General features: G+C 34.2%; 25 protein-coding genes and 1 tRNA gene. 16 read left to right on the top strand and 10 right to left on the bottom strand.

The features are described 5' to 3' along the window. The first annotated feature begins 28 nt into the window (after positions 1-28). The 13 genes from FLUTA_RS01390 to rlmD all read left to right on the top strand — a co-directional run bounded on the left by FLUTA_RS01390 (position 29) and on the right by rlmD (position 11,712). The gene (locus FLUTA_RS01390; RefSeq protein ID WP_013685060.1) at positions 29-1,009 is read left to right on the top strand and encodes a hypothetical protein; all 981 of its coding nucleotides are present in this window, start codon (positions 29-31) and stop codon (positions 1,007-1,009) included. A 120-nt stretch (positions 1,010-1,129) separates the two neighbouring features. Continuing rightward, entirely contained in the window at positions 1,130-2,830 is a 1,701-nt protein-coding gene (gene menD, locus FLUTA_RS01385) for a 2-succinyl-5-enolpyruvyl-6-hydroxy-3-cyclohexene-1-carboxylic-acid synthase (RefSeq protein ID WP_013685059.1), read from the top strand. Between the two features lie 369 nt (positions 2,831-3,199). Beyond that, complete coding sequence (locus tag FLUTA_RS01380) at positions 3,200-3,955, top strand: TerC family protein (protein WP_013685058.1); 756 nt, start codon at positions 3,200-3,202, stop codon at positions 3,953-3,955. After that, positions 3,952-4,527, top strand: a complete 576-nt coding sequence (locus tag FLUTA_RS01375) for a hypothetical protein (RefSeq protein WP_013685057.1) — start codon at positions 3,952-3,954, stop codon at positions 4,525-4,527. The genes FLUTA_RS01380 and FLUTA_RS01375 overlap by 4 nt, the downstream gene beginning before the upstream one ends. A 41-nt stretch (positions 4,528-4,568) precedes the next feature. Next, a complete protein-coding gene (locus FLUTA_RS01370) occupies positions 4,569-4,838 on the top strand; it encodes a DUF493 family protein (protein ID WP_013685056.1) in 270 nt (89 codons plus the stop codon). A 4-nt stretch (positions 4,839-4,842) separates the two neighbouring features. Further along, on the top strand, positions 4,843-5,325 hold the full coding sequence (locus FLUTA_RS01365) for a hypothetical protein (protein WP_013685055.1): 483 nt from the start codon (positions 4,843-4,845) through the stop codon (positions 5,323-5,325). Positions 5,326-5,409: 84 nt separating this feature from the next. Beyond that, positions 5,410-5,727: a thioredoxin gene (gene trxA / locus FLUTA_RS01360; RefSeq protein WP_013685054.1), complete on the top strand. Its 318-nt coding sequence runs from the start codon at positions 5,410-5,412 to the stop codon at positions 5,725-5,727. A 76-nt stretch (positions 5,728-5,803) separates the two neighbouring features. After that, on the top strand, positions 5,804-6,484 hold the full coding sequence (locus tag FLUTA_RS01355; RefSeq protein WP_013685053.1) for a hypothetical protein: 681 nt from the start codon (positions 5,804-5,806) through the stop codon (positions 6,482-6,484). 91 nt (positions 6,485-6,575) lie between these two features. Further along, complete coding sequence (gene lpxD / locus FLUTA_RS01350) at positions 6,576-7,622, top strand: UDP-3-O-(3-hydroxymyristoyl)glucosamine N-acyltransferase (RefSeq protein WP_013685052.1); 1,047 nt, start codon at positions 6,576-6,578, stop codon at positions 7,620-7,622. A 1-nt stretch (position 7,623) separates the two neighbouring features. Then, positions 7,624-9,030, top strand: coding sequence for a bifunctional UDP-3-O-[3-hydroxymyristoyl] N-acetylglucosamine deacetylase/3-hydroxyacyl-ACP dehydratase (locus FLUTA_RS01345; protein WP_013685051.1), 1,407 nt, complete (start codon positions 7,624-7,626; stop codon positions 9,028-9,030). Beyond that, positions 9,027-9,803 (top strand): acyl-ACP--UDP-N-acetylglucosamine O-acyltransferase, encoded by a 777-nt coding sequence (gene lpxA / locus FLUTA_RS01340; RefSeq protein ID WP_013685050.1) that lies wholly within the window; start codon positions 9,027-9,029, stop codon positions 9,801-9,803. Before FLUTA_RS01345 ends, lpxA begins: the two co-directional genes overlap by 4 nt. 51 nt (positions 9,804-9,854) lie before the next feature. After that, positions 9,855-10,274, top strand: coding sequence for an RrF2 family transcriptional regulator (locus FLUTA_RS01335; RefSeq protein WP_013685049.1), 420 nt, complete (start codon positions 9,855-9,857; stop codon positions 10,272-10,274). 10 nt (positions 10,275-10,284) lie between these two features. Beyond that, positions 10,285-11,712, top strand: a complete 1,428-nt coding sequence (gene rlmD, locus FLUTA_RS01330; RefSeq protein ID WP_013685048.1) for a 23S rRNA (uracil(1939)-C(5))-methyltransferase RlmD — start codon at positions 10,285-10,287, stop codon at positions 11,710-11,712. A gap of 80 nt (positions 11,713-11,792) precedes the next feature. Here rlmD and FLUTA_RS01325 read toward each other — a convergent pair whose 3' ends face one another. The 8 genes from FLUTA_RS01325 to FLUTA_RS01290 form a co-directional block, all read right to left on the bottom strand. Further along, entirely contained in the window at positions 11,793-14,576 is a 2,784-nt protein-coding gene (locus tag FLUTA_RS01325) for a DUF4135 domain-containing protein (protein ID WP_013685047.1), read from the bottom strand. Positions 14,577-14,603: 27 nt separating this feature from the next. Next, positions 14,604-15,686 (bottom strand): hypothetical protein, encoded by a 1,083-nt coding sequence (locus tag FLUTA_RS01320; protein WP_148235368.1) that lies wholly within the window; start codon positions 15,684-15,686, stop codon positions 14,604-14,606. A 113-nt stretch (positions 15,687-15,799) separates the two neighbouring features. Next, the gene (locus tag FLUTA_RS01315; protein ID WP_013685045.1) at positions 15,800-15,997 is read right to left on the bottom strand and encodes a hypothetical protein; all 198 of its coding nucleotides are present in this window, start codon (positions 15,995-15,997) and stop codon (positions 15,800-15,802) included. 435 nt (positions 15,998-16,432) lie between these two features. Next, on the bottom strand, positions 16,433-17,188 hold the full coding sequence (locus tag FLUTA_RS01310) for a phosphatidylethanolamine N-methyltransferase family domain-containing protein (protein ID WP_013685044.1): 756 nt from the start codon (positions 17,186-17,188) through the stop codon (positions 16,433-16,435). Further along, positions 17,185-18,162, bottom strand: coding sequence for an NAD-dependent epimerase/dehydratase family protein (locus tag FLUTA_RS01305; RefSeq protein WP_013685043.1), 978 nt, complete (start codon positions 18,160-18,162; stop codon positions 17,185-17,187). The genes FLUTA_RS01310 and FLUTA_RS01305 overlap by 4 nt, the downstream gene beginning before the upstream one ends. Further along, positions 18,162-19,553, bottom strand: a complete 1,392-nt coding sequence (locus FLUTA_RS01300) for a sugar transferase (RefSeq protein WP_013685042.1) — start codon at positions 19,551-19,553, stop codon at positions 18,162-18,164. The genes FLUTA_RS01305 and FLUTA_RS01300 overlap by 1 nt, the downstream gene beginning before the upstream one ends. A 14-nt stretch (positions 19,554-19,567) precedes the next feature. Continuing rightward, positions 19,568-20,431 (bottom strand): hypothetical protein, encoded by an 864-nt coding sequence (locus FLUTA_RS01295; protein ID WP_013685041.1) that lies wholly within the window; start codon positions 20,429-20,431, stop codon positions 19,568-19,570. 35 nt (positions 20,432-20,466) lie between these two features. After that, positions 20,467-21,465 carry a Gfo/Idh/MocA family protein gene (locus FLUTA_RS01290; protein WP_013685040.1) on the bottom strand — a complete coding sequence of 333 codons (999 nt, stop codon included), beginning with the start codon at positions 21,463-21,465 and terminating at the stop codon, positions 20,467-20,469. Between the two features lie 186 nt (positions 21,466-21,651). Here FLUTA_RS01290 and FLUTA_RS01285 point away from each other — a divergent pair. Further along, positions 21,652-21,727: transfer RNA gene (locus FLUTA_RS01285), tRNA-His, on the top strand. 111 nt (positions 21,728-21,838) lie between these two features. On the opposite strand, the gene FLUTA_RS01280 is transcribed toward FLUTA_RS01285, so the two are convergent. Next, positions 21,839-22,792: an ISAon1 family transposase gene (locus FLUTA_RS01280; RefSeq protein ID WP_043023561.1), complete on the bottom strand. Its 954-nt coding sequence runs from the start codon at positions 22,790-22,792 to the stop codon at positions 21,839-21,841. 19 nt (positions 22,793-22,811) lie between these two features. Continuing rightward, a complete protein-coding gene (locus tag FLUTA_RS21695) occupies positions 22,812-23,165 on the bottom strand; it encodes an ISAon1 family transposase N-terminal region protein (protein ID WP_043023560.1) in 354 nt (117 codons plus the stop codon). A gap of 296 nt (positions 23,166-23,461) precedes the next feature. Here FLUTA_RS21695 and FLUTA_RS01270 point away from each other — a divergent pair, with 296 nt between their 5' ends. Both FLUTA_RS01270 and FLUTA_RS01265 read left to right on the top strand, forming a co-directional pair. Next, complete coding sequence (locus FLUTA_RS01270) at positions 23,462-24,052, top strand: YceI family protein (RefSeq protein WP_013685038.1); 591 nt, start codon at positions 23,462-23,464, stop codon at positions 24,050-24,052. 23 nt (positions 24,053-24,075) lie between these two features. Next, positions 24,076-24,585 carry a YceI family protein gene (locus FLUTA_RS01265; RefSeq protein ID WP_218916782.1) on the top strand — a complete coding sequence of 170 codons (510 nt, stop codon included), beginning with the start codon at positions 24,076-24,078 and terminating at the stop codon, positions 24,583-24,585. Positions 24,586-24,649: the final 64 nt, after the last annotated feature.

Below are 24,649 nucleotides of genomic sequence, written 5' to 3'. Positions count from 1 at the left end.
ATCGACTAAAGGTTTTAAACTCTTACTTATGAAAATTAGAATACTCCCTATTTTAGGTTTAGCATGTTTGTTTACCCATCTTAGTTTTTCACAGAACTTAAAGCCCGAAAAAGCAATTTCGCTAAAGATTGATATTCCTCCAATCAATTTGGACTATATTGGTCTTACAAAGATTTATGTACAACCAAGTTCAACGGATTTTGCGAATATTCGCGGATTATTCCTGAAACGTTTCAATGAGCGTGTTTATACTTTTGAAAGCTCGATAGAAGCGAGTGAGTTATATTTTACTTTTCAGGTAAATCGGATTGTGAAGAAAAACACTGTTCCTTCTACTTCATCTTCAGTAAAGACGGATAAAAAGGGCAATAAAACAACCACGACTACTTATCGCTACGATGGAGAAGAGCAAATTGACTTTACTTTCACTTTGAATTTGGCAAATGGAACTCCTGTGAAAATGTATCAAGAATCTGGTTATAGCCAATATAGTGGGACTTCTACATTGAATTACGAAAGTGCAAGAACCGAATATGGTACCAATAAATCTAAAAAAGTTGCCTCAACAATAGAGGAAATGGTTGGAAGAGTTTATGCAAAAATTTGTGCCGATTATTTCATTGGAAATCGGAATATTGATTTGTATGCAATCGGTGTAAAATCAAGAAAACAAGATTATTCAGACATCAATAATGCGGGTGATTTATTAACGAACTGGTTTGCAACAAATCCAACGGATGCATTGGCTCCTGATGTTGTTAAAGCACTATTAATTTACGATGAAGCGTTACTAGAGCATGAGCCAAAAGATAAAAAAGCCCGTATTGATAATGAAGTGGCAGCAGTTTGTTATTATCAAAAAGCATGTGTGGAATTTTATCTCAAGAATTATCGAAAAGCGGAAGAATTGATCTTGAAATCCGAATCGTTGGATAAACGGATTCATTTTAGTCAGGAAAACTTGAAGGATCTGTTAAAACTATTGAGAGACCGGAAGGTTTTTAATTAAGAAGTTCAAACGTTCAAAATGGACTTTAAACATTCTGTTCTCTTGAAGGGTTTAAACTATTTGAACATTTTTTTGAACCTTTTCAACTCTTTGAACCTTTAAAGGAGCTAAATTTACATCATGATTTCAAGCGCAAAATTGGAGGTTCAACTTTTGGTTGATGGATGTAAAAAAGTAGGTGTAACTCATGTGGTTATTTCTCCAGGATCTCGGAATGCTCCTTTGAGTATTGCTTTTGATGAAGATCCAGACTTTCAGGTATTTGTTGTTCCAGATGAGCGTGTTGCGGCATTCTATGCACTTGGGATGGCTCAGAAATTAAATCAACCAGTTGTTATTACTTGTACTTCCGGTTCAGCTCCTTTAAATTACTATCCAGCTATTGCAGAAGCTTTTTATCAAGAAATTCCACTCATTGTTTTATCGGCTGATAGACCTGCAGAATGGTTAGATCAAGGAGATGGACAGACAATTCGACAAGAAGGTGTTTTTAATCAGATGGTTTTGAATAGCGCTCAATTGAATGAAATCCATACAGATAATCAGCGTTGGTATTTTGAACGAAAATTGTCTGAAGCACTTCAAACGGCAGTTGGAAATAGAAAAGGACCCATTCATTTGAATATTCCATTTTCGGAGCCATTGTATGAAACAACTTCTGATATTCAAGCAATGAGTAATTGGATTGAACTTGCTGAAACAGAATGTGTTTTAACCAAAAACAGTAGGAGTAAATTAGAATCCATTTGGTCAAATTCTGAAAAGCGGTTGATAATTGTTGGTCAACAACAAAACGATTCTCATTTGCAAGAATTACTTGAAAGTCTTGCATTGGATGGCTCTGTAGCTGTTTTGGTTGAGCACACATCAAATTTGTTTAGCCCATATTTTGTTTCCAACATTGATCGCGCTCTAAATATCATTCCTGAGTCTGATTTGTCTTCTTTTTATCCGGATTGTATCGTGACAATTGGTGGTGCAATTATTTCGAAAAAAATCAAAGTCTTTTTACGTCAATCAAAAGCACCAGTGATTCGTTTTGGAGTCGATTTTCCATTTATGGATACGTTTCAAAATTTGAAGTTTACTGCTTCTATTTCTGCGATTTCAGGGATTCAATTGTTCCACTCTTTTATCAAAGAGAAACCACATAAATCACGCTTTGGATTTGCGTGGAAAAAAATAGATCAGTTTGGGGCTGAGGAACAAAAGCAGATTTGCAATGCGCAGCCATGGAGCGATTTAAAGGCGATGGAGTTTGTGATGGATGTTATTCCAGATCAGTGTAATTTGCATATTTCGAACAGTTCGCTCATCCGCTATGCATTGTTATTTGATCCTATCAAAACGCTTAAATATTGGTGTAATCGAGGCACCAGTGGAATTGATGGAAGTAGTTCTACAGCTGTTGGTTCTGCCATCGTTTCTTCGAAAGAATCTCATGTATTGGTAACAGGAGACCTTTCTTTTTTCTATGATTCGAATGCTTGGTGGAGTAAATACCTCCCTTCCAATTTGAGAATCATTTTAGTGAATAATGGAGGAGGTGATATTTTCAATATTATCCCAGGTCCGAAGTCGACCAATCAATGGAAAAAGATTTTTGTTGCAGAACAAGAGTTGTCAGCTGAGAATATTGCCAAAACGTATGGATTAGATTATTTTGAAGCTTCATCTCTTTCTGATTTAGAAGGAAATTTGGAATTATTTTTTGGTGAAAGTTCCAATGATAAACCGAAAATACTGGAAATAAACACGATGAATGAGCAGAATAGCGCGGTTTTGGAGACGTATTTCAAGTCGTTTAAGAAAAGAGTATAAAATGTTCAAATGTTCAAATGTTCAAATGTTCAAATGTTCAAATGTTCAAATGTTCAAAATTGACTTTAAATATTTTGATTCTTTGAAATTGATTTTTTGTTTTGAACTCTTTTAACCATTTGAATCACTTTGAACTTTCTGAATAACAAAGAGAGCCCAAACTGCTAAAAACTACTACGAAAAAGACAGCTGGACTCTCTGATTGGTTTGAATGCCTCATAATAGGGCAAGGTTCAATAACGCTAATGTAAGTAAATCAGAGTTTTAAAACAAAATTTCAGAACTAAAAAATCTGTTAAAAATGAAAATTATCACAAATCGATTTTTTATAGTTGAATTGAAGTTAAATTTGTCCTAAAATATAGCAAAGTGGATTTTAACATATTAACGACCGGTATCGGAATTTTTTATTTAGTAGTACTAACTTTATTGGAGATAGTATTAGGGATTGATAATATTATTTTCATCTCTATTATCACAGATTCATTAGTGAAACAAGATCAGCGCAAAGCTCGGATTTTAGGATTGAGTTTAGCATTGATTATTCGATTGTTGATGTTGAGTATCGTTTCCTATATCATGACTTTGGATAAAACGCCACTGTTTACAGTTTTCGACATCAAGTTTACTGCGCATTCCTTGGTTTTATTGATTGGAGGACTTTTCTTGATTTACAAATCGGTAGGAGAAATGCATAGTAGTGTAAAAGGAGAGCACTCGGAAGGTAAAACAAAGAAAAAAGTGCGTTTAAGTGCTGTTGTTATGCAAATCGTGATGATCGATTTTATTTTCAGTTTTGATTCAGTGATTTCTGCTATTGGTATGACCAATGACATCCGTCATGAAACTCATGGAAATCCTTTTATAATCATTGTTTTAGCTGTTATTATTTCAATGATTGTTATGTTGATTTTTGCAAAACCAATCGCAGATTTCATCAGTGCTCGCCCAACAATTAAAATGATAGCCCTTGGATTTTTGGTGACGATTGGTGTTTTGTTAATCGCAGAATCATTTGGTCAACACATTCCAAAAGGATACATTTATTTTGCGATGGTTTACGCTCTGTTTGTAGAGTTTCTCAATATTCGGATGCGTAAAAATAAAAATGAGCCTGAGCAGTGACCGAAGAGGAAATACTAAAAACCCTGCGTGTTAATGATCTTTCGGAAGTTTTTGATGCGCTTGAATTGGAACTTTTTGAAATAAAAAAAAACATTTTAGGAAAACCTTTGCTTCGTCAAACACTCAAATCGAAATTACTTCGATTGAAAATCCTTGCGCAAATCGCAGTAGATCAAAATTTGTTTCAAAACGATTCGAAAGTTGTTTTTAAAATTGATTCGATAGAAACAGACGAGGTCTTGAAACTTTGGGAATCGTATATGCATGCCAAGAATTACTGGAAAATGATGCTTTCACAAATGCAATCACCAGAACAAATAGAAGCTGCTTTAGAAGATGGATTAAAGATAGAGGGATACTTTACAAACCAATTTCCAACTTTAAATTGGACTGATGAAGAACCTGTTTTTGGTATTGAACCAGATCCCATGTTGATTCAAAACGGATTGAAAAATGCACTTGAAAGAGGATGGATAACGTTTGCTGATTTAGAAAAGAATAAAGGTGAGTTAAAAAAAGATCTGCTCTTAGCTTTAAAGCGCTTATCTTTGTTGCCGAAATACGTGCAATGAGTGTAGTTGAAGCGCATGTAAATAGAAATAACAGTTAAAATATGAGTGAAGGTACTTTTGATAAATTGAGAGAGCAGTTGGAGTTGCAAGAATGGCCAAATGTCTATTTGTTTAAATTTATTGTTCCAAACACCCCTCATTTATTAGCTCAAACGACGGCTTTGTTTGATGAAACTGCTCACATTCAATTTCATGAATCAAGTAATGCAAAATTCGTAAGTGTGAGTGTGAAAGAAATGATGTTAGATGTTGATTCAATCATTGAGGTTTACAACAAAGCACAAAAAATAGAAGGAATAATATCACTTTAAACCCATGAAAAAAACATTACTTACACTTGTTGGATTAAGTTTATTAATTACAACATTAGTGCTTTTTAGAGTAAACTTTGTAAAAGGAATAAGATCTTGGGAAAGTAAATTGCTTGCTACATTAATTGGTTTGGCGGCGATTACTATGTTGTATATTGCATACAAAGCTGTCATCAAACGTTTCTCAAAAGGAATGCTTCAAAAAGAAGATTATGCTTTGTTATTCGATTTGGAAGGGAAATATCAAACTGGCATTTTGGAGTTCTATTTTACGATAGAAAAAACTAAGAATGTTGTGTTTTCAATTTTGAACGCAAAAATGGAAGCAATTGAAGTGGTTCAGGATAAGGAATTTCCATCTGGCGGACATATCATTCGTTATGATACGAAAGGCTTAGATAATGGAGTGTTTTTCTATTGTTTGGAGACAGATAATCAAAAAACTATGAAAAAAATACATGTTCAGCATGACAATCTGACAGTGTAATTTGTCTTGGCAAAGCTTTTGACAAACAAAAACAAATAGTACTTTTAAACCGACGAAAGAAGTCACATTAAAACACAAACAATTATGGCAATAGAAATCACAGATGCAAACTTCGAAGAGCTTGTATTGAAATCAGACAAACCGGTAATGGTAGACTTTTGGGCAGAATGGTGTGGTCCATGTAGATTAATTGGTCCTATCGTTGAAGAAATGGCAAATGAATACGAAGGTAAAGCAATCATAGGTAAAGTAAATGTGGATTTAAATCCAGGTGTATCAGCACAATTTGGTATTCGTAATATCCCAACAATTATTTTTGTTAAAGGTGGGGAAATTGCTGATAAATCAGTTGGAGCAGTTCCAAAAGGCCAATTGACGGCCAAATTGGACGCATTAATTTAAGTAAAAATTGAATAGGTAAAAGTCCGTCCCGATAACTATCGAGGATCGGACTTTTTTTTTGAATAAATAGTTTCTCATGAAAAATTTTTGGCGACGTGTGCGCTTTTACGGGGTGGGTTTTGGTATCGGCTTAATCTTTGTTTTTTTCTTTTTTAGAAATAGAGGTTGTACTTGGTTGCCTGAAAACAGAGTCAAAAACACGATTATGGGTAAAGTACTTGTGGTTTCAGATGCGAATCAGAAACTTTTAGACAAACATCATTTGAATGACTCAACGATTGTGACTTTTTTGGATGATGGATCCATTTCATTTGGATCAAGTAAAAAGCAGGGTAATTTAAAAGTGTACAAAGTGACCAAAGAAGTGAATGGCAAATCGATTGACTTGTGGTTTTCCATTCCTGAAGGTGGATTCGTTTCAGAAGTGATATGGCCAAAAGGTTCCATTCAAAGTTATAAAAATACAATCACTGGTTTTGGGCGGATGATTCATTTTCCAAACGTAAAAAACTTTGTTTATCTGAAAGAAAATGATGTACTATCTAAACAAATGGTAAAATTCGGATTGAAAGATGATAATTCGGTACAGTTTTTATTGAAAAAATCAGGTTTGATTGATTTTTCAAAATCTAAATTGAACGCAGAGCCTACGCCAGAGCAATATATTGTAATTCCGCGTAAAAGTGGTGATACTTTGAAAGCTCGCACAACTTGGTTTAAAGATCATATTGAATTTTACGAATTCGAAGAAAATTAATGCAAAATATAGGGGGTTTCATCACAATGAAGTGTTAATAAATCGTATATTAACACACGCTTAACCTAAAGGTTTTTACTAATTTTGTTTCATGGAATTTTCTGCGCTGCAAATAGCTGCTATTTTAAACGGTGAGGTCGTTGGTAACTCTGAGATTACTGTTAATGGATTGGCTAAAATTGAAGAGGGCGTTACAGGGACTTTATCTTTCTTGTCGAACCCAAAGTATGAGGAGTATATTTACACAACGCAATCAAGTATTTGCATTGTAAATAGCACTTTTGTTCCATCAAAGGCTTTGCCTCAAACACTTACGTTGGTTAAAGTTGAAGATGCATATGCATGTTTTGCTAAGCTTTTAGAGGTGTATAATCAAATGCGTCAAAAGCAGCCGAAAATTGAAATTCCTTCGTTTATTTCTGAAAGCGCAAAAATAGGTGAGGGGCTATATTTGGGTGCTTTCGCATATATTGGTGAGAATGTTGTCATAGGTAAGAATGTGAAGATTTACCCGCAGGCATACATTGGTGATGGTACTGTTATTGGTGATGATTGTACAATTCATGCTGGTGTAAAGATTTATGCTGATACCAAAATTGGTAATCGCTGTGTTTTGCATGCTGGAGTTGTAATTGGTAGTGATGGTTTTGGGTTTGCTCCTGATGAGAAGGGTGTTTTTTCAAAAGTTCCTCAAATTGGAAATGTCATTTTAGAAGATGATGTGGAGATTGGTTCCAATTCAACGATTGACTGCGCTACAATGGGCTCAACGATTCTTCGTAAAGGAGTGAAAATTGATAATTTGGTTCATTTGGCACACAATGTAGAGGTTGGTAGTCATTCTGCTATAGCTGCTCAAGCAGGTGTTGCAGGGTCTGCAAAAATAGGTAAACATGTACTTGTTGGTGGTCAAGCTGGAATTAGCGGTCACCTTCATGTGGCTGATGGGACACGAATTGTGGCGCAATCAGGTATTCCAAATACGATTAAAAAAGCGGAAATTTTAATGGGGTCTCCTGCAATACCGATGGATGATTACAAAAAGTCATTTGTTGGATTTAGAAGACTTCCAATCATTATTAAGAAATTGTCTGAATTAGAAGATAAAATAAAAACACTCTCAAAATCTGCAGAATAATATGTCAGAAAAACAATTCACCCTTAAAGAAAAAATCAGTTTCAATGGTATTGGATTACATACTGGAGAACAAGTTGTAATGGAGATTCACCCAGCGGCTGACAACCATGGATATAAATTCCAACGATTAGATTTAGAAGGTCAACCCATTATTAAAGCAGATGCAGATTTAGTAGTTTCAACGGATCGAGGAACTACACTTGAGTCAAATGGTGGGAAAGTGTATACAACAGAGCATGTTTTGGCAGCGTTGTATGGAATGGAAGTAGATAATGCTTTGATTACATTGACAGGGCCTGAGATTCCAATTATGGATGGTTCTTCATTGTTGTTTGTTAGAGAAATTCAACGAGTTGGTAGAGAAGAGCAGAAAACAGATCGCCAGTATTTGGAGTTGACAGAGAATATCAAATGGGAAGATGCTGAAAGAGGAATTGAATTTTTAGCCGTTCCTGATAAAGAATATCGTGTTACCGTGATGGTGGATTACAATTCACCGGCATTGGGTACACAGCATGCGAGTATGTATCACTTGGGTGAGTTTGAAAAAGACATCGCAGCATGCAGAACATTCTGCTTTTTAGGAGAATTGGAGTTCCTTGCTCAAAACAACCTAATCAAAGGTGGAAGTTTGGATAACGCCATCGTTTTGGTTGAACGTAATGATGTGAAAGAAGAGGAATTGGACCGTTTGGCGAAATTGCTTGGAAAAGATAAGTTGAAAGTGAACTACGATGGAATCGGTGTTTTGAATAGCTTGAAATTGCAGTTCGAAAATGAGCCAGCTCGTCATAAATTATTAGATATTGTTGGAGATTTAGCTTTAGTAGGAAAATTCATCAAAGGACATATTTTAGCAGCTCGTCCAGGGCATTCAGGGAATACACGCTTTGCGAAAGTATTGAAAGAAGAGATCAAAAGACAAGAGAAAGGCGCACGCCATTTTGATTTAGAGAAAGAACCCTTGTACAACATCAATGATATTGAACGGATGCTCCCTCACAGATATCCATTTTTGTTGGTTGACAAAATAATGGATATCACCGATGAAAAAATTATTGGTGTGAAGAATGTAACTATGAATGAACCGATGTTTCAAGGGCATTTTCCAGGGAATCCAATTTTCCCAGGGGTTTTGCAAATTGAGGCTACGGCACAATGTGGGGGTATCTTTGCTTTGAGTAAAGTAGAAGACCCACATTTGTATTCGACTTACTTTATGAAGATTGATAATGTAAAATTCAAGCAAAAAGTTATCCCTGGAGATACATTGGTGTTTGAATTAACGTTAATTTCACCTATTAGACGTGGATTGGTGCATATGCAAGGAAATGCGTATGTAAATGGAAAACATGTCATGGAAGCTGAAATGCTTGCGCAGGTCATTAAAGATAAAGTAGAAGTATGATAAGTCCACTAGCACATGTTTCTCCTAGTGCAAAATTAGGAGAAGGGGTAATTATTGAAGCATTCAGTACAATATATGATGATGTTGTTATTGGAGCTGGAACGAAGATCCATCCAAATGTTACCATTTATCCGGGTGCTAGAATTGGAGAAAATTGCGAAATTTATCCAGGAGCTGTCATTGCAGTAATCCCTCAAGATTTGAAATTCGACGGAGAATATACCACCGTTGAAATAGGTGATAGAACTGTTATCAGAGAGTGTGTTACGATTCATCGCGGTACAAAGGATATGTGGAAGACGACTGTTGGACACGATTGTTTGTTGATGACATATGTACATATTGCCCATGATTGTCAGATTGGAAATCATGTCATAATGGCTAGTTATTCTGGACTTTCAGGTCATTGTACAGTAGGAGATTATGCAATTTTAGAAGGACGTTGCGGATCTCAACAATTCATTCATGTTGGAGCCCACTCATTTATTGCAGGAGGATCATTAATTCGTAAGAACGTTCCTCCCTATGTCAAATGCGCACGCGAACCACTTACTTATGCAGGAATAAATTCTGTCGGGCTTAGAAGACGAGGTTATACGGATGATCAGGTACGTGAAATAGAAGATATTTACCGTATTATTTTCGTTCAGAATAGCCATGTTACAAAATCATTGGATATTGTAAAAGATACAATTCCGGATTCACCAATTCGAAGAGAAATACTTTCTTTTATTGAAGCTTCTGATAAAGGAGTTATCAAAGGATTGATTTAGTAATAGTCTTTTTGAATTTAATTGTAAATTAGCCTCAATAGATAAAACCTTATGTTATCAAAGAAAACAAAATATGCATTGCATGCTTTGACTTATTTGGCAAAGAAGGAAGCTAATGAACCAACTTTAATTCTTGAAATTTCAGAAAACGGTCATATTCCGCGTAAATTTTTAGAGTCTATTCTCTTGGATTTAAAAAAACAAGGGATTCTCAACTCCAAAATGGGGAAGGGAGGTGGATACTTTTTAAGACAAACTCCTACCGAAATTCAAATTTCAACAATCATTCGCCTATTTAATGGTCCAATAGCCTTGCTTCCATGTGTAAGTCTCAATTATTACCAGCGTTGTGATGAATGTACGGATGAGAAAACATGTGGATTAAACAAAGTGTTTATCGATGTTCGAAACGAAACACTGCGTATTTTAGAAAATAAATCAATTCAAGATATAGTCGATCAAGAATTGTAAGAACAACAAAGTGGTACATAGAAATCAAATTATAGAAATTAAAATCGACGATTTCGCATTTGGCGGTCAAGGAATTGCGCGCATGAAATCCGAAGAAGGAGATTTTATCTTATTCGTTGAAAACACCTTTCCAGGTCAATTTGTAAGAGCACGTGTAGACAAGAAAAGAAAACGACATGCTGAATGTAAATTACTCGATGTTATAGAACGCTCTCCACTTGAAAAGGAATTGCCATTTCAAGAAATTTCTGGAGCACCATATTTGTTTGTTCCGATTGAACTTCAACAAGAATACAAGAAAAAAGCTACGCTGGATGTTTACCGAAAAATTGGAAGAATTCCAGATCCTTCGGCTTTGTTTGACACCTTTATTTCATCTCCAGAAGCGTTTTTTTACAGAAACAAAATGGAGTATAGCTTTTCATGTATCGAGCATGTTCCAGAAACAGGAGAAGAGCTTGACGATGCTTTTGCACTCGGTTTCAAACGAAGAGGAACATGGTGGAAAGTCGAAAATTTGAATAAGCCAAGTGGTTTGTTTGATGAACAATGGGAAACAATCTTGCCTCAATTTAGAGATCTTTTAAAAACCTTCGGACTCCCAGCTTGGCATCCACCAAAAAAAGAAGGATTCTTTAGACACATTGTCGTTCGCAAATCATTTGATCAGGATAAAATATTGCTTCATATTGTAACAAGTTCTGCAGGAATAAAGAAGTTTGATAAAAAGCAGGTTGTTGCCTTTTTGACTGAGAAATTAGGAAATCGATTGGCTGGTGTTTGGCATACAATCAATGATAATATTGCAGATCGTGCCAAGATTGAAAACGGAACCAGTGAATTATTATACGGAGATTCTGTTGTAGTTGAGAAAATGTTGGGTCTTTCATTTGAGATTAGCATGGAAAGTTTCTTCCAGACGAATCCGAAAAGTGCTGAGCGTCTTTATACCAAAGCAATTGATTACGTGTGCGATCATGCAAAAGATGGTGGAGTAATCATGGATTTGTTTTGCGGAACAGGAACCATCGGTCAATTAGTAGCACAACGTGTAAATGCGGGAGAAATTATCGGTGTAGATATCGTTGAAGAAGCGATTGAAGATGCGAAACGTAATGCGAAACGCAACAATTTAAGTCATCTCCATTTCTTTGCTGCGGATGTTGGGAAATTTTTGACCTTGCATCCAGAATATTTGAATCGAATTGATACAATCGTCTTAGATCCGCCAAGAGCTGGAATTGCGCCTAAAACACTTCAGAAAGTAATTGCATTGGGTGCGTCTCATTTGGTTTATATCTCGTGTAATCCATCAACTCAAGCAAGAGATACTGAGACTTTAGAAAAAGGGGGATATAAATTGACCAAATTATCGTTGGTAGATCAATTCCCACATACCAGTCACATTGAGGCGATTGCTGTGTATGAAAAAGTTTAGTCTGATTATCATCTTTAGATACTTTTTAAATTTGAGTTTTCTTCTAGTCAATTAAAGTATTAACCTCGTTCAATATGGTGTTATTTAAGAGCGAAATTTTCAAGGGAGAGCCATTTGTTATTGGGGATTAAAAATTCGATACTTTCGTCATTCCCATAAGCTAGGAATCCGGATAACCCATTGTACAAACCAAAATAAGTCATCGACTTCATATGAATATCACCATCTAGATGAAAGAGATCTTCAAAGGTCATGTTAACTGTCTTATTATATTTCGACGGATTTAAATCCGCTAATTGTTGATTGATTAATAAGAGACCTAAACTGCCTCCTGATAGTCCAAAGCCGTTTATATTTTCGAAACTGGATTTCTCTGAAAAAATACTCAATAGATTAGTCGATTCTGGAATTTCAAGGGAAATCAAAAGAGAAATAATACCAGAAAAACCAGTATACCAGCTATAATTATTATCTAAGGTGTGAATGTTATTTAGAATGAATTCAATGTCATTTATCAATTGGTTGGTTAATTCAGCTTTTTTCGCTGCTATAAAATTATCTGAAATATTTTTTTTCTCAAGAGTGTTTAATAAAATAAGAAAACCAGCAGTCTGGCTTCTCATATCCCATTTTCGTAAGATATTGATATCTCTTTCTTCGATAACATGGGAAAATTTATTAAGAGTAGCTTTAATCTGATCTTCGAACTCTGAGTTCGTTTTATCTTCAAATAAATGAGAATTGTTTACCAAAAACAAAATGGTTGAGCTAATTCCATCCACAAAAGAAAAGTTGAGGTCTTCCTCTTGTTTTAAGTAGTTAGAAAACTGCTGAATAAATCGTTCTAATAAAAGATTATTATTGGATTTGATATAAATCATATCATATATAATGAACGAAATTATAGATGCAGATGCTGAATGAAACAAACCAAAATCACTGAACCCTAAATTTTCTAGAGAAGATCTGAAAACGGAATGTCCGAACTTAGATAGTTGTTCTATTACTTGCTTTGATTCCTGTGATTTATCTTTTTCTTTTAAGTTTGAAATAGCTAATAATAACCCATCAGTACCGTCATACAAACCAGTTTTCATTAAGCTAATAGTTGCAGAAAATCTCTTTGAAATTTGTAAATTACTTGTGTCTGGAATTGGATTTAAAATTAATGGAACTTCGTTATAATAGATATTAGATTGAATAATATCTACGACTTGAGACATCAGGTTGGATTCAGTTATTTTTAATTTACTGACGTTTCCGAATAAATTATTAAAAATATCTTTATCAGGTAGTTGCATTAATAAATTAGAAAATAGAATTTTTTCATTAAATACATGATCATAGACTTTCATAAGCCTCTCTTCTTTTTTGTAAAAATCGTGTATAATTAATTCTTTTCTGTCATTATACAAATTTCCACTGGAAAGATAGAACATCGGAATATCCAATTTAAGAATTTGATTTACTTCAGAGCGATTAATATCTGCCAGTTTTTCTTCTTTCATAGGTAGTAAAACAGCCAGTTGCCTCAGGAAAATTTCCTTATCGATTAGAAATTCCGGATGATATAAGTAATCCATTAATTGAGCATATCTCGCAGTATCTCTTACAATAATACGCGTCATATTTTGATCAATCTGATTGATTGTGTCGGTTTTTGTTTCTACTTGATAGTCTTTATATCCTGAGATTAAATGATAAATACAGGCAATGTACCCTTCACTATTTTCGATCAAATAAAAATCAGGCAGATAAGTATCGATTACTTCTTTTTTAAAAATGAAATTGAATAACTCCTGATCATTATTGATATTTCTGGATTTACTTCTCTTTGATGGCAGTATAAAGGAATAATCATATTCAAAAAGTCCTATTTTACTTGGGATGGAAGATGTGCCTGCAACCGATAATTCAAGCAATTTTGATTGTTGGTGAAACCGATTGTTTTCATCAATAATTTTTGGCATGAATATACTTTCGGAATCAATCAAAAATAAATTCCCATTTGAATAGATTAAGTTTTCACCTATAATATCTTCCAGTTGATTACATGTTATAAACTTGATTACTTTACCTAATTGATAAAAATAATCCTCTGTTTTTTTGTGTGATGGGACATCATTTTGACTGTTGAAAATATCTTTAGAATACCCGTAATCACCTTTTTCAATAAATGGCGGAATTTTCAAAATTAGATCTTCATTTTCCAGCAATTGCATAAGAATTTGATCGTTTCTAAAATTACGTGGCTTATAATAAATATTTCTATCTGTGAAAATTAGTTTACACACTGATTTATTTCCGCAATGTAGATCGCCTTTATAAAGCTCAATATTTTCCAATTTACCTGAAAATTGAAAAAATCCTTGGAGTTCTTTTATATCGTTTGTAATGCGTTCAAGAAGAGTATTGCAAAATAATAGCTGAGTTTCAATAAAATGATTAATTAATGTTTCTAGTACTGGATACTTCTGGAAGAAGTATCGAATCCATTCTGAATCATTTGTCAATTCAACAAACTGATAGTGGGTATCAGCTTCATCAATAAACGCATGCTCTAATGCAAGTTTTTTTTCTGCTTTTAACGTGTTTCTCAGGAGTTCGGTTATGAGATAAGAATACATGTCGTTTGAAAATGATTCCGTTATGGAAGAATAACTTGCCCAATTTGTATCAGTTCCTTGTTTTTTTTTAATAATTGTATTTAGGTTAGTTGTAATGTACCTTTTCAATGGAAATATCATCCCATAAAAATTATTTTCCGCAAAAGGGAATACCTGTTGGTTCTCTTCTATTAGAATATGCTTATTCAGATTCTGAATAAAGTCAATGGATTCGCTGGTGGTATTAAAATCAAACATAATGGTGTTTAATGATGTGATGATTTTTTATTTTAGTAATTCAATTAAATAGCTTACCTGTTTATCGGCAGGTACTTCTAAATATTTAGATAAAAAGTCTGCAGGTTTAATTTTCCAATCATTTTCAGGTAATTCTATAAAATGTTCGGTTCCATTCTTTTTAAAATACTCTTGCAATATTAATCCGGAACAGGCATAATAAATTGGTAAGAAAGAACCACCTTCTATCTGATTCATAAGGAGCTTCTCAATTAATACTTTTTGTTCTTCATCTGAAAAGGTAGCAATGTACGTTTCTTTTACAAACTTCAAGAAGTTCGTGAATGTCATACCCATACTCCCCCCATTATATACAGCAAGTCCTTCGTTTAAAAACAAGCCAAATGAGTAGTCCTGAAAAAAATAATGTGAGAATTCGTGCTTATCTATACTGATATTATGTTTGCTAACAATCAGATGAAATTTTTTGAAATAACGATTAGTGGCTGACATGCTATATGGAAATCCAAATATTTCAAAATTTCCTATAATGTAATTGAGCTTCTCATTCGGTTTTGAAAGATGGAATTGTTTTGATGTTTTTTTCAAAAACATCTTATAGTCTTTGTAAAAACCTTTATTTAAGTTGTTTAGGTGATAAATATTCCCAAAGGATGTTTTTTGTTTCTGGTAATTAGCATGTCTAAGTGATAAATCAACCACCCACTTATTATTTACTTTAGATAAAATTGCGTTATAAATGAAATTTGCTTCAAATTGAAAACAATAATCATTCCCTAGTTTTTCATAGTCAAGTTTATTAAGAATCTCAACTTCAAATTTGGTGTCATTTATTTGAAGTATATTAAGCAAATGATACTCTAAATAGTATAGCGGATAATACTCAGGAAAAAATTCAGATAAGATAAAATCTCGATATTCAATTCCGTCTTTACATATTGTTAAGCTTGTATCCTGTTTTGAAATAAAGGAATGTAAATTTAATATTCCTTCTTTTAGATCTGAATTTTTAGAAATTTCAAAATCAACTAGCTGAGAATTTGAAATTTTCGGAGAAAGGCTATCTACTTGAGCAATAGTTGTGTTCAAGTAGTAGAGAGCGAAAATCATTGCGAAAATTTTGAAATTCATAGAAGTCGTAAATTAGTCTAATAAAAGAAAGGTAAAGGCGATTGTATTTTACAATCGCCTTTACTAAAATATTGAATTTATTTCCTAGTTTATTATTTCTTTACTGGAGGAAGACAGGTAAAGCAAAGAGCAGTACCATCACAAGCATTACTGTTTGAGGTATATCTTGAACTTACAGCTCCAGAACCTGTGTCTTCTCCTCCTCGGATACTCCCTAACATGGATTTAATTTGTTTTTTTGAGATTTCACTTGATTCAATTTTTGAAATCATTTTATTGAACTTTGACATAATATTAAGTGTTTAAAAATAGGCCTACTCTTTTAAGAACTGAAAATCAGTTATTTTCATATAACAATAATTTTTTCGGCAACCAATAATTGCTACGTTCGCACCCGAGTAATATACCGGTCAATATATTATTTGGATACTTTTAAACATGTGACCGCACATTTAAATAGTTAATAAATGAAGATTTTTGATTTAATGGTTTATAAATAAATGGTTTTTCAATTTTATTATTGAAAAACTAATTTAATAAAAAAAAAATATCATGTGAACATTTTCTATAAAAAAATAGTTATTCATTTTTTTTAAGCGTATTCAGTAAGTTTATAAGTGTTTTTGGTTTTATTATTGCGTGTAGTGAAATAATAAAATAGATAGTTTACCCGATTAAATGGTTGATTTTGTTTCGTTTGAATTTATGAAAATTAGAGTAAATCACTAACAAATAAAAGGAATCACCGCTTTTCTTTCTTTCGGATAATCTGCGAATGTTTGTTTGTACCATTTGTGGTTCGCAAGTGCTCTTGGAAATAAATTACAAAAAGTAAAGAACGCAAAGCAGAAAGCAGGAAGATTCCAGCACAGAATCGCAAAACCAATCCATTCCAATAATTCACCACCTAAATTTGGTGCAGAAATCAAGTTAAATGGGCGTCCGAAAGGAATTTTGTATCCATCTGTAGGATTTTTTCTTAACCTGATCAAAACAGTATCAGAATAGATATTCGTGAACATTCCAATTACAAAAAGAGTAATTCCAACAATGAATTGCCAAGAAGTAAACCAATCATTCGTATAGGAAGAAAAATGAGAGAGATAATAGCCGATTAGGAATCCGTTTGCTAAATTATGGAATAGTGCCATTCCTACAATGCTCACAGGTATTTGCTTGCCTTTTGTACGTGTTCTGAATGGATAAATGAAACTTCTGTTGATGTAATGTGCAGTAAACAAGCTAACGATTGTCCAATCAACAGCTGAGAGTTTTTTAGAGCTTGTAAGAATGAAATAATAAAGAACAACCAATACAAATGCTTCCATAATAACCCATCCCCAGCGATTAGACATCGTTGGCCCCCATTTGGAAGTGGTGAATTTACCGTAAGGCGCATCCTTGAATTGAAGCCCTAAAAATGCAATAACGCCCACTCCGATCCAGACGTAGCAGAAGTAATAGAATTGTTCTTGTGTCATGATTTTTGATTCTCGCTATGCCAAGTTAATAAATCTTTCATCGTATCTTCTATTGGTCGCGGATTATGACCTAAATCTTTCCTTGCTTTTTCAGAATTAATTTGTTTATTTCCAAATTCTAAAATTTCGATGCTTTCTTTGGTCAGAGAAGGATCTTGTTTTCTTATTTTATAATATCTTCCAATTATTGGCAGAAATGATTTCACCAATCCAATAGGGACTTCAAAACAAGGAATTCGCTTATTGGAAACTTTGGCAACTACCCGTGATAAATCTTTCAGTGTATAATAATTTCCACCAAGAATATAGGATTCTCCAATTTGACCTTGAGTGAGTGCATTACAAATTGAATTTGCAATATCTCGCACATCTACCCAATTGTATCCTCCTTTGAATACGAATGGAACTTTTCCTTTAGACATAGAGATAAATGCGCTGTTTTGTTTGCACTTCGCATAGTTTGGTGGACCGAAAACAGAAGTTGGATTTACAACAATAATAGGCAAGCCTGCTTCAAAGTATTTATGTGCAAGAAGTTGCCCATCTCGTTTGCTTTTATCGTAATGATAAGCTGTGTCAGAAACAAAATTTCGCTTCTCATTCAACAATTCATTCATTGGTTGATGATTGTATGCATGAACAGAAGAAAGGTGAATAACACGTTTTAAATTGCTTTTTAAAGCAACACGGAGTACATTTTCTAATCCTTTGATGTTGATTTCTTGAACCAATCCATTCTGATCCCCCGAAATTGAAATAATAGCTGCACAATGAATCAAATAATCGCAATCTTTCATGAGTTCAGTGAGTGAATTCTCATCTAACAAAGAACCTTTTACGATTTCAACAGCTCTACTTTCCAAGAAGTTGCTTTTTGAATGAACAAGTGCTTTGATTGTATAATCTCTGCGAAGTAATTCTTCAATAATGGCATTCCCAATATGTCCATTACCACCTGTTATTGCTACTTTCACTACTTCCCTTTAGCTTTTACGATTATCAGAACAGTATGCATCAATATTTTCAGATCTAATGCAATGGATCGATTACGCAAGTAAAGCAAATCGAATTTCATACGCTGAATCATTTGATCTACATTTTCTGCATATCCATATTTTACTTGTCCCCAAGATGTAATTCCTGGCCTTACCTTGGTAAGTTCTAAAAACTGCGGTTCTCTGACTTTTATTTGATCAATGAAAAACTGTCTTTCGGGTCTAGGTCCCACCAATGACATATCACCTTTTAGTACATTGAAGAATTGAAGAAATTCATCCAAACGAGCCTTGCGCATGAATTTTCCGATTGGAGTAATGCGCGGGTCATCGGTACTTGAAAGTTGAGGTCCAGCTTTTTCAGCATCAATAAACATGGTTCTGAATTTGATAATTTTGAAAGGTCGTCCATTTAATCCAACCCTTTCTTGAAAGAAAAGAATTGGTCCTGGAGAGGATAACCGGACAGCTATTGTCAAGAAAATATAAACTGGAATTAGGAGAATAATAGCAAGAATTGAAAAGAAAATATCGAATACTCTTTTTGCAATGCGCTGCCAATAGGGCATAACTTCAGCATTAACTTCCATCAGCAATGCTCCAAATATATTGTTCAATTTTACCGATCCAGATAATATGTCGTACATATCAGGAAGAACTTTTATGACAATGTTTTCACTATTAATTCTAGAAATAATGTTTTTTAATCGTTCATGCTCCGTACTTTCTAAAGCAATAATAATTTCTTCTACTTTGTTTTCAGCAATAATTTTTTCCAATTGGTCTACATGCCCGAGATAAGGCATTTTATTCTCTAAAAGTTTGTCAATCCCATTTAGATTAACAAAACCAATGAATTTGTTTCCACCTCCTTTTTCAATACTTTCAATTTCTTGGTAAATGGCCACAGCTTTTTCAGAACCACCAATTAATAGCGTTTTGAAACCATCCTTTCGGGAATGAATTCGGCCAACTAGAATACTTGTGATAACTAATCGAGAGAAAAAAGTTAGTCCAAAATGAAGTAAAGCAAGTGTTAAAAGTGAGCGATAATAATTGAAGTATGTACTTACATCATCATCAATTAATAGGGCGAAAAATAAAACGATAGAGCCAAAAATGGTAGCAAAAGCTGTATAAGACAGGATTTTTAATCGATATAATCTTCTTACATCCTGATAGGTTCCTTGAAGTGTGTAAAATAACAACCAAAGGATTGGGATGAAAATGATTCCATAATAAAACGTTTGATTGAAAAAAAATCCTTCTTGTTCTATGGTTGTTTTTCGGTAGATGTAAAATAATGCCCACGATAAAGCCGCAGTAATTAAGTCACTTCCTATAAATAGCCATCTAAACAATCTTTGCATTCGAACTAATTATTCTATAAAGCGTGAACCACTTTGATATTATCAATATAGATATCACTTTGACTTAAATCAGGATCCAATAAAGTACGGATATATTGTCTGAAATAAATCGAATTTCCTGAGTTTGAAACAATATCTTTCAAATCAATATATATTTTCTTCCATTTCAAATCGGAATTTTGCCGATTCATAGAAATATTTGGGTTGTTTTGGAGAGCTCCATATGGATAAGAAAAAACTCCTGTTAAAACAGAGTTTGTATTCATATAATCGATTTCTAAATATACTTCGGCTCCACTTTTAGGTAAATACAATGAATCTGATGTTACCCCCATCCAAAGTGAATCGGTTGTGTTTAAAGCGATATGACCATAATTTCCCCAATGACCAATGGAACTATTACTTTCCTTGTTCATGGTTGCGTTTGACACCGTTAAATCATCAATAATTTTGATGGTAGAGTTTTCAAAATCTTCAATCCAAAAAACAGTACTTGAGTAATATTCCGTTGTTGGATTAATTGTATAGGTTTGTCCAGGTACCAAATCAAGGGTAGTTTCAAATTGAGTTAAAAACGGATATACTTTTTTTGTGGAGGAGATGCCATTGTTACGAATGGTTGGCAAAAGAACTACTTTGCACGAACCAGAAAGAAGAACTGGAATTTTGCACGGAACTTCAAAAACCCCAATTATTTTATTGTCTACATAAACAGATACATCCGTGATATTGTGAGTTAATTCACCTTGTGGGTTTAGAGGATTTAAACTTGGATTCAAGTCCCAAGTGTTTATTTCTAGCCAAATTGGGAGTGCATTATTCTTCACACAACTAGATAATCCAAAAGTTAGAAGAATAAAAAAATAAATATATTTCATTGATAAAGTCTATCCGTTCCTAACGCAAATTTACGTTAATTATTGTCGAAAACCGATAGATGACCCGATTTCAATTTATCAATAATTTGATAAGCAACATCGAGCGCTCTATAAGCATCATCTATTGAAACTACAACAGGCTGATTATGAACGATAGAGTTGTGAAAAGATCGAAATTCTTCTTGTATGGCATTTGATTTTTTTACCTCAGGTTTTAATGCTGAAAAGTTCACATCATCATTCAGTTCAAAACTGAAAAATCCAGGAGCTTCTTGATCTTTTGGAGTAATCATGATTTGGTCAACTGTTTGGTTCAAATAATCAATGACCAAATAACCTGTTTTTTGAAAAATACGCGTTTTCCGCATGTTGTTTAAAGACATACGTGATGCTGTTAAATTTGCAACGCAACCATTGTCAAATTCAATGCGAACAGAAGTAATGTCGGGTGTTTTGCTAACAACACTTACACCGCTAGCAGAAATCCTTCTAATAGAAGAATTGACACAACTTAACACGATATCTAAATCGTGAATCATCAAGTCTAAAATAACCGAAACATCTGTCCCCCGTGGATTGTATTGAGCTAAGCGATGGATTTCAAAAAACATCGGCTTAACAATGAGTGATTCAGCCGCTCTAAATGCAGGATTGAAGCGCTCAACATGCCCAACTTGAACGATAACACCAGCTTCACGTGATAAATCCAGTAATATTTTAGCTTGTTCGGTTGTTTCAGCAACTGGTTTTTCTATAAAAACATGTTTACTCGAACGAAGAGCTTTGTAAGCAATATCGTAATGGTGCAATGTAGGAGCAACGACATCTACGCAATCACATGCTTCGATCAACTCTTGCATGTCATCCCATCGAGTAACACCAAATTCTGAAATTGATTTTTCAGACGATTCATCCGAAGGATCATAGAAACCAATAAAATCGAATAAGTCACTTAATTCTAATAGAAGTCGAATGTGTATACGGCCTAAATGCCCCGCCCCGAAAACCCCAATTTTAAGCTTCTTTGTACTCATACTACAAATGTAAAGTTTCAGGCTTTTGAATCACAAACCCAAGAGATTGGTTATCAACAACAGATGTTTAGTTGGTTATTTTACTGTGGAAACCACTCATTTTCTGATAAATACTACTTTTAAGAAAAAAAAATGAAATTCCCTGTAGGATTTTCAATAGAAATATTTAATTTTGCACCACAATACGGAGGTTGTAGCTCAGTTGGTTAGAGCGCTGGTTTGTGGTACCAGAGGTCGCGGGTTCGAGACCCGTCTCCCTCCCTAAAAACAAAAGGAGAATGTGAAAACGTTCTCCTTTTGTTTTTCTATTCAAATTCCTCCCCAACTTTTGTGATTGATCCGATAAAAAGGGATCAAGACCAAATTCTGGGGACTAAGCATAAATTTGCGTTAATCGGAATAAAAAATATTGGATATCCCTAACACCTCTAAATTGAGATCTAAATGCTTTTATTTTGGCATTAAAGGCTTCAGCGGAAGCATTTGTACTTCGGTTATCAAAGTAATTGAGGATTGTTTTGTAATGATTTTGGATTGTTCTAGATATGGAGTTGAAAGATTTAAAACCAGCTTTAGTTACTTTTTCATGCCATTTGGCCAATTTGGTGTAAGCGTAAATTTTGTCTTTGGTTTGTTCAAAAATCCCTTTCAGTTGTTGTGCTAGTTGATAAGCTATTTGGATATCCGGATAAAGATAAAATAGGATTTCCGCTCGTTGTTTTTGATTGAAGGTCCATTTAGAAGGTTTTTTATAAAGTACGTATCTGCTTCTTGCTAATAATTGCCTGATGGTATCTCCGTTTTCAAGGATAACAGGATGGTATGCTTTCTTTTGATTCTTTGCTTTTTCAATGGCTTCATTTTCTGCATCGAGCGCTTCCCATCGATGCTTTACGCGAAGCTCCTGAACGGCTTCCAAAGCTAGTTTTTCGACATGGAAACGATCTGTAACAAGCACAGCATCTGGAAAGTTTCTTTTTGCAATCAAATTCATGCTTCCAGCCATATCCAGAGTTATTTCTACTACCTTTTTACGAAGCTTTAGTGGAATTTTTTGAAGTATTGTTGTAATGTATTCGGAGTTGGTTCCTGTTATAATTGCGACAATGGATCCTTGTTTTCCTTTGGCTGCTTTGTTGGTGATGATGGTGTAAAGCTCACCCTGAGATAGAGAGGTTTCATCCAGGGATAAATGAGTTCCAATATTATCGGTAAAAAGTAAATACTCTTTGGCATGAGCAAGCTGTTCCCAGTTCCTAAAATCACTTAACCAATCCTTATGCTGTCGTTGTAGTTTCTTACCCTTGACACCATAAAATGAACCAATAGTATGACAGCTGAACGGTTTAGAAGCGACTGATTTGTTTTAAAAAAGAGGCAAACTCATCGGTCATGCGAGTACCTTTAGCAACGATATTCCAATCTCTTTGAACAATCTCCTTGGTGTTCTTATCAGTCCATCTTCTGCGCTTTACATGCAGAAAAACATGTTTACCTCTGAGTGGAAAATCCTGAATCGTAATTTCATCATGGAATCCTTTAGAGATTAATTCTTTATGAAGATGCTCTGTTGGTGGTTTATTTAATTCTTCAAAGTAAAGATGCAACGTTTCATTTTGCTTTTCAACTTTCATGAAGTCAAAGAAATCAACCAATAACTCTGGAAGTACCAGTTTCAATAGTTCAATTTGTGGATCCAATCGCTTTTTTTTCCAAAGTTCTAAATTCTATTCAAATTCCTCCCCAACTTTTGTGATTGATCCATTTTATCCTTCAGATTGCCTTTGGATATGGAATCTCCAGAAATGTTTCCCGGATTAGCAATTCCAATGCACTTTTTTCCTGCATTATCCTTTTTGTCACTCGTTCCATTCTTTTGGAAGTTTAAATCAAGTAATTAATAACAAATAAGAGCCAGCCGTGGCTGGCGAAAAAAGATATCGGCGGTAGCGGATAATGATAATTTAAATAAGTAAATAAATAAACACAAACAAATATGAAACGTACATTAACAATTGTAGCTGCAGCATTTGCAGGATTATCACTTTCATTTACACTAGCAACCTCTTCAATCTGGTCTTCAGATGCAGTACACTCGAGACTTGGTTTTTCGGTGGTACACATGGGAGTTTCTGATTTGAATGGAAGTTTCAACACATACGAAGCAAAAATCACTTCAGCAAACACCGATTTTTCAGATGCTAAAGTGGAAGTATCAGGAGACATCAGTAGCATTAACACAGCTAGCGAAATGCGTGATGGTCACTTGAAAAGTGCAGATTTCTTTGATGCAGAAAAATTTCCAAAATTTACGTTTGTAAGCAAATCATTTACGAAAGTTGCGAAATCGAAAAACGAATACACAGTTGTTGGTGATTTGACTTTACATGGTGTAACGAAAGAAGTTAAAATGACTGCTGTTCACAATGGAACTGTTACAAATCCAAGAAGCAAAAAAGAAGTAAGTGGTTTCAAAATGACAGGTTCATTTAAAAGACTTGATTTCGGGGTTGGAGCTACAACGCCAGTTGAGGCTGCAAGTGATGAAGTTAAAATCACTGCTGACTTAGAATTAGTTAAAGAATAATGATGAAGAAAATAGTTTCTTTTATGTCAATACTCCTCCTAGTTGGGGGAGTATTTGCTTTCACACAGGTTGCGACTTGGAAGCTTGGAAAGGATTACGCTATTGAGTTTTCTGCAAAAGGAGTCGACGGGATTTTTAAAACATTCAGTGCGACTATCAATTTTGATGAAACGAAACTGGCTGCATCTAAGTTTTCAATGTCACTTGACGTGAATTCTATCAATACTGGAAATGGATTGCAGAATAAACATGCCATCGGAGATGAGTGGTTTGATGCGGAGAAATTTCCAAAAATCAAGTTTACTTCTTCTTCGTTTGAGAAAACGTCAGCTGGATATTCCGTGAAAGGGAAACTTCAAGTGAAAGATGTAACAAAGGATGTAACGATTCCATTCACTTTCGCTAAAAAAGGAAACAAAGGTACTTTTGTTGCTTCGTTTAGTATTGATCGTTCTGTTTATGGAGTTGGAAAATCGGGTGGAGATGTGAGCAATAATATTAAGATTACTGCAACATTACCTGTTTCGAAATAAACGCGTTTTAAACAATTTGAAAAGAGGATGAATGTCCTCTTTTTTTGTGTCTAATAATTGATAG

It is taken from the genome of Fluviicola taffensis DSM 16823 (genome assembly GCF_000194605.1).
In the GTDB taxonomy this organism is placed as follows: Bacteria; Bacteroidota; Bacteroidia; order Flavobacteriales_D; family Crocinitomicaceae; genus Fluviicola; species Fluviicola taffensis.
This window is presented reverse-complemented; position numbering and strand designations above follow the sequence as displayed.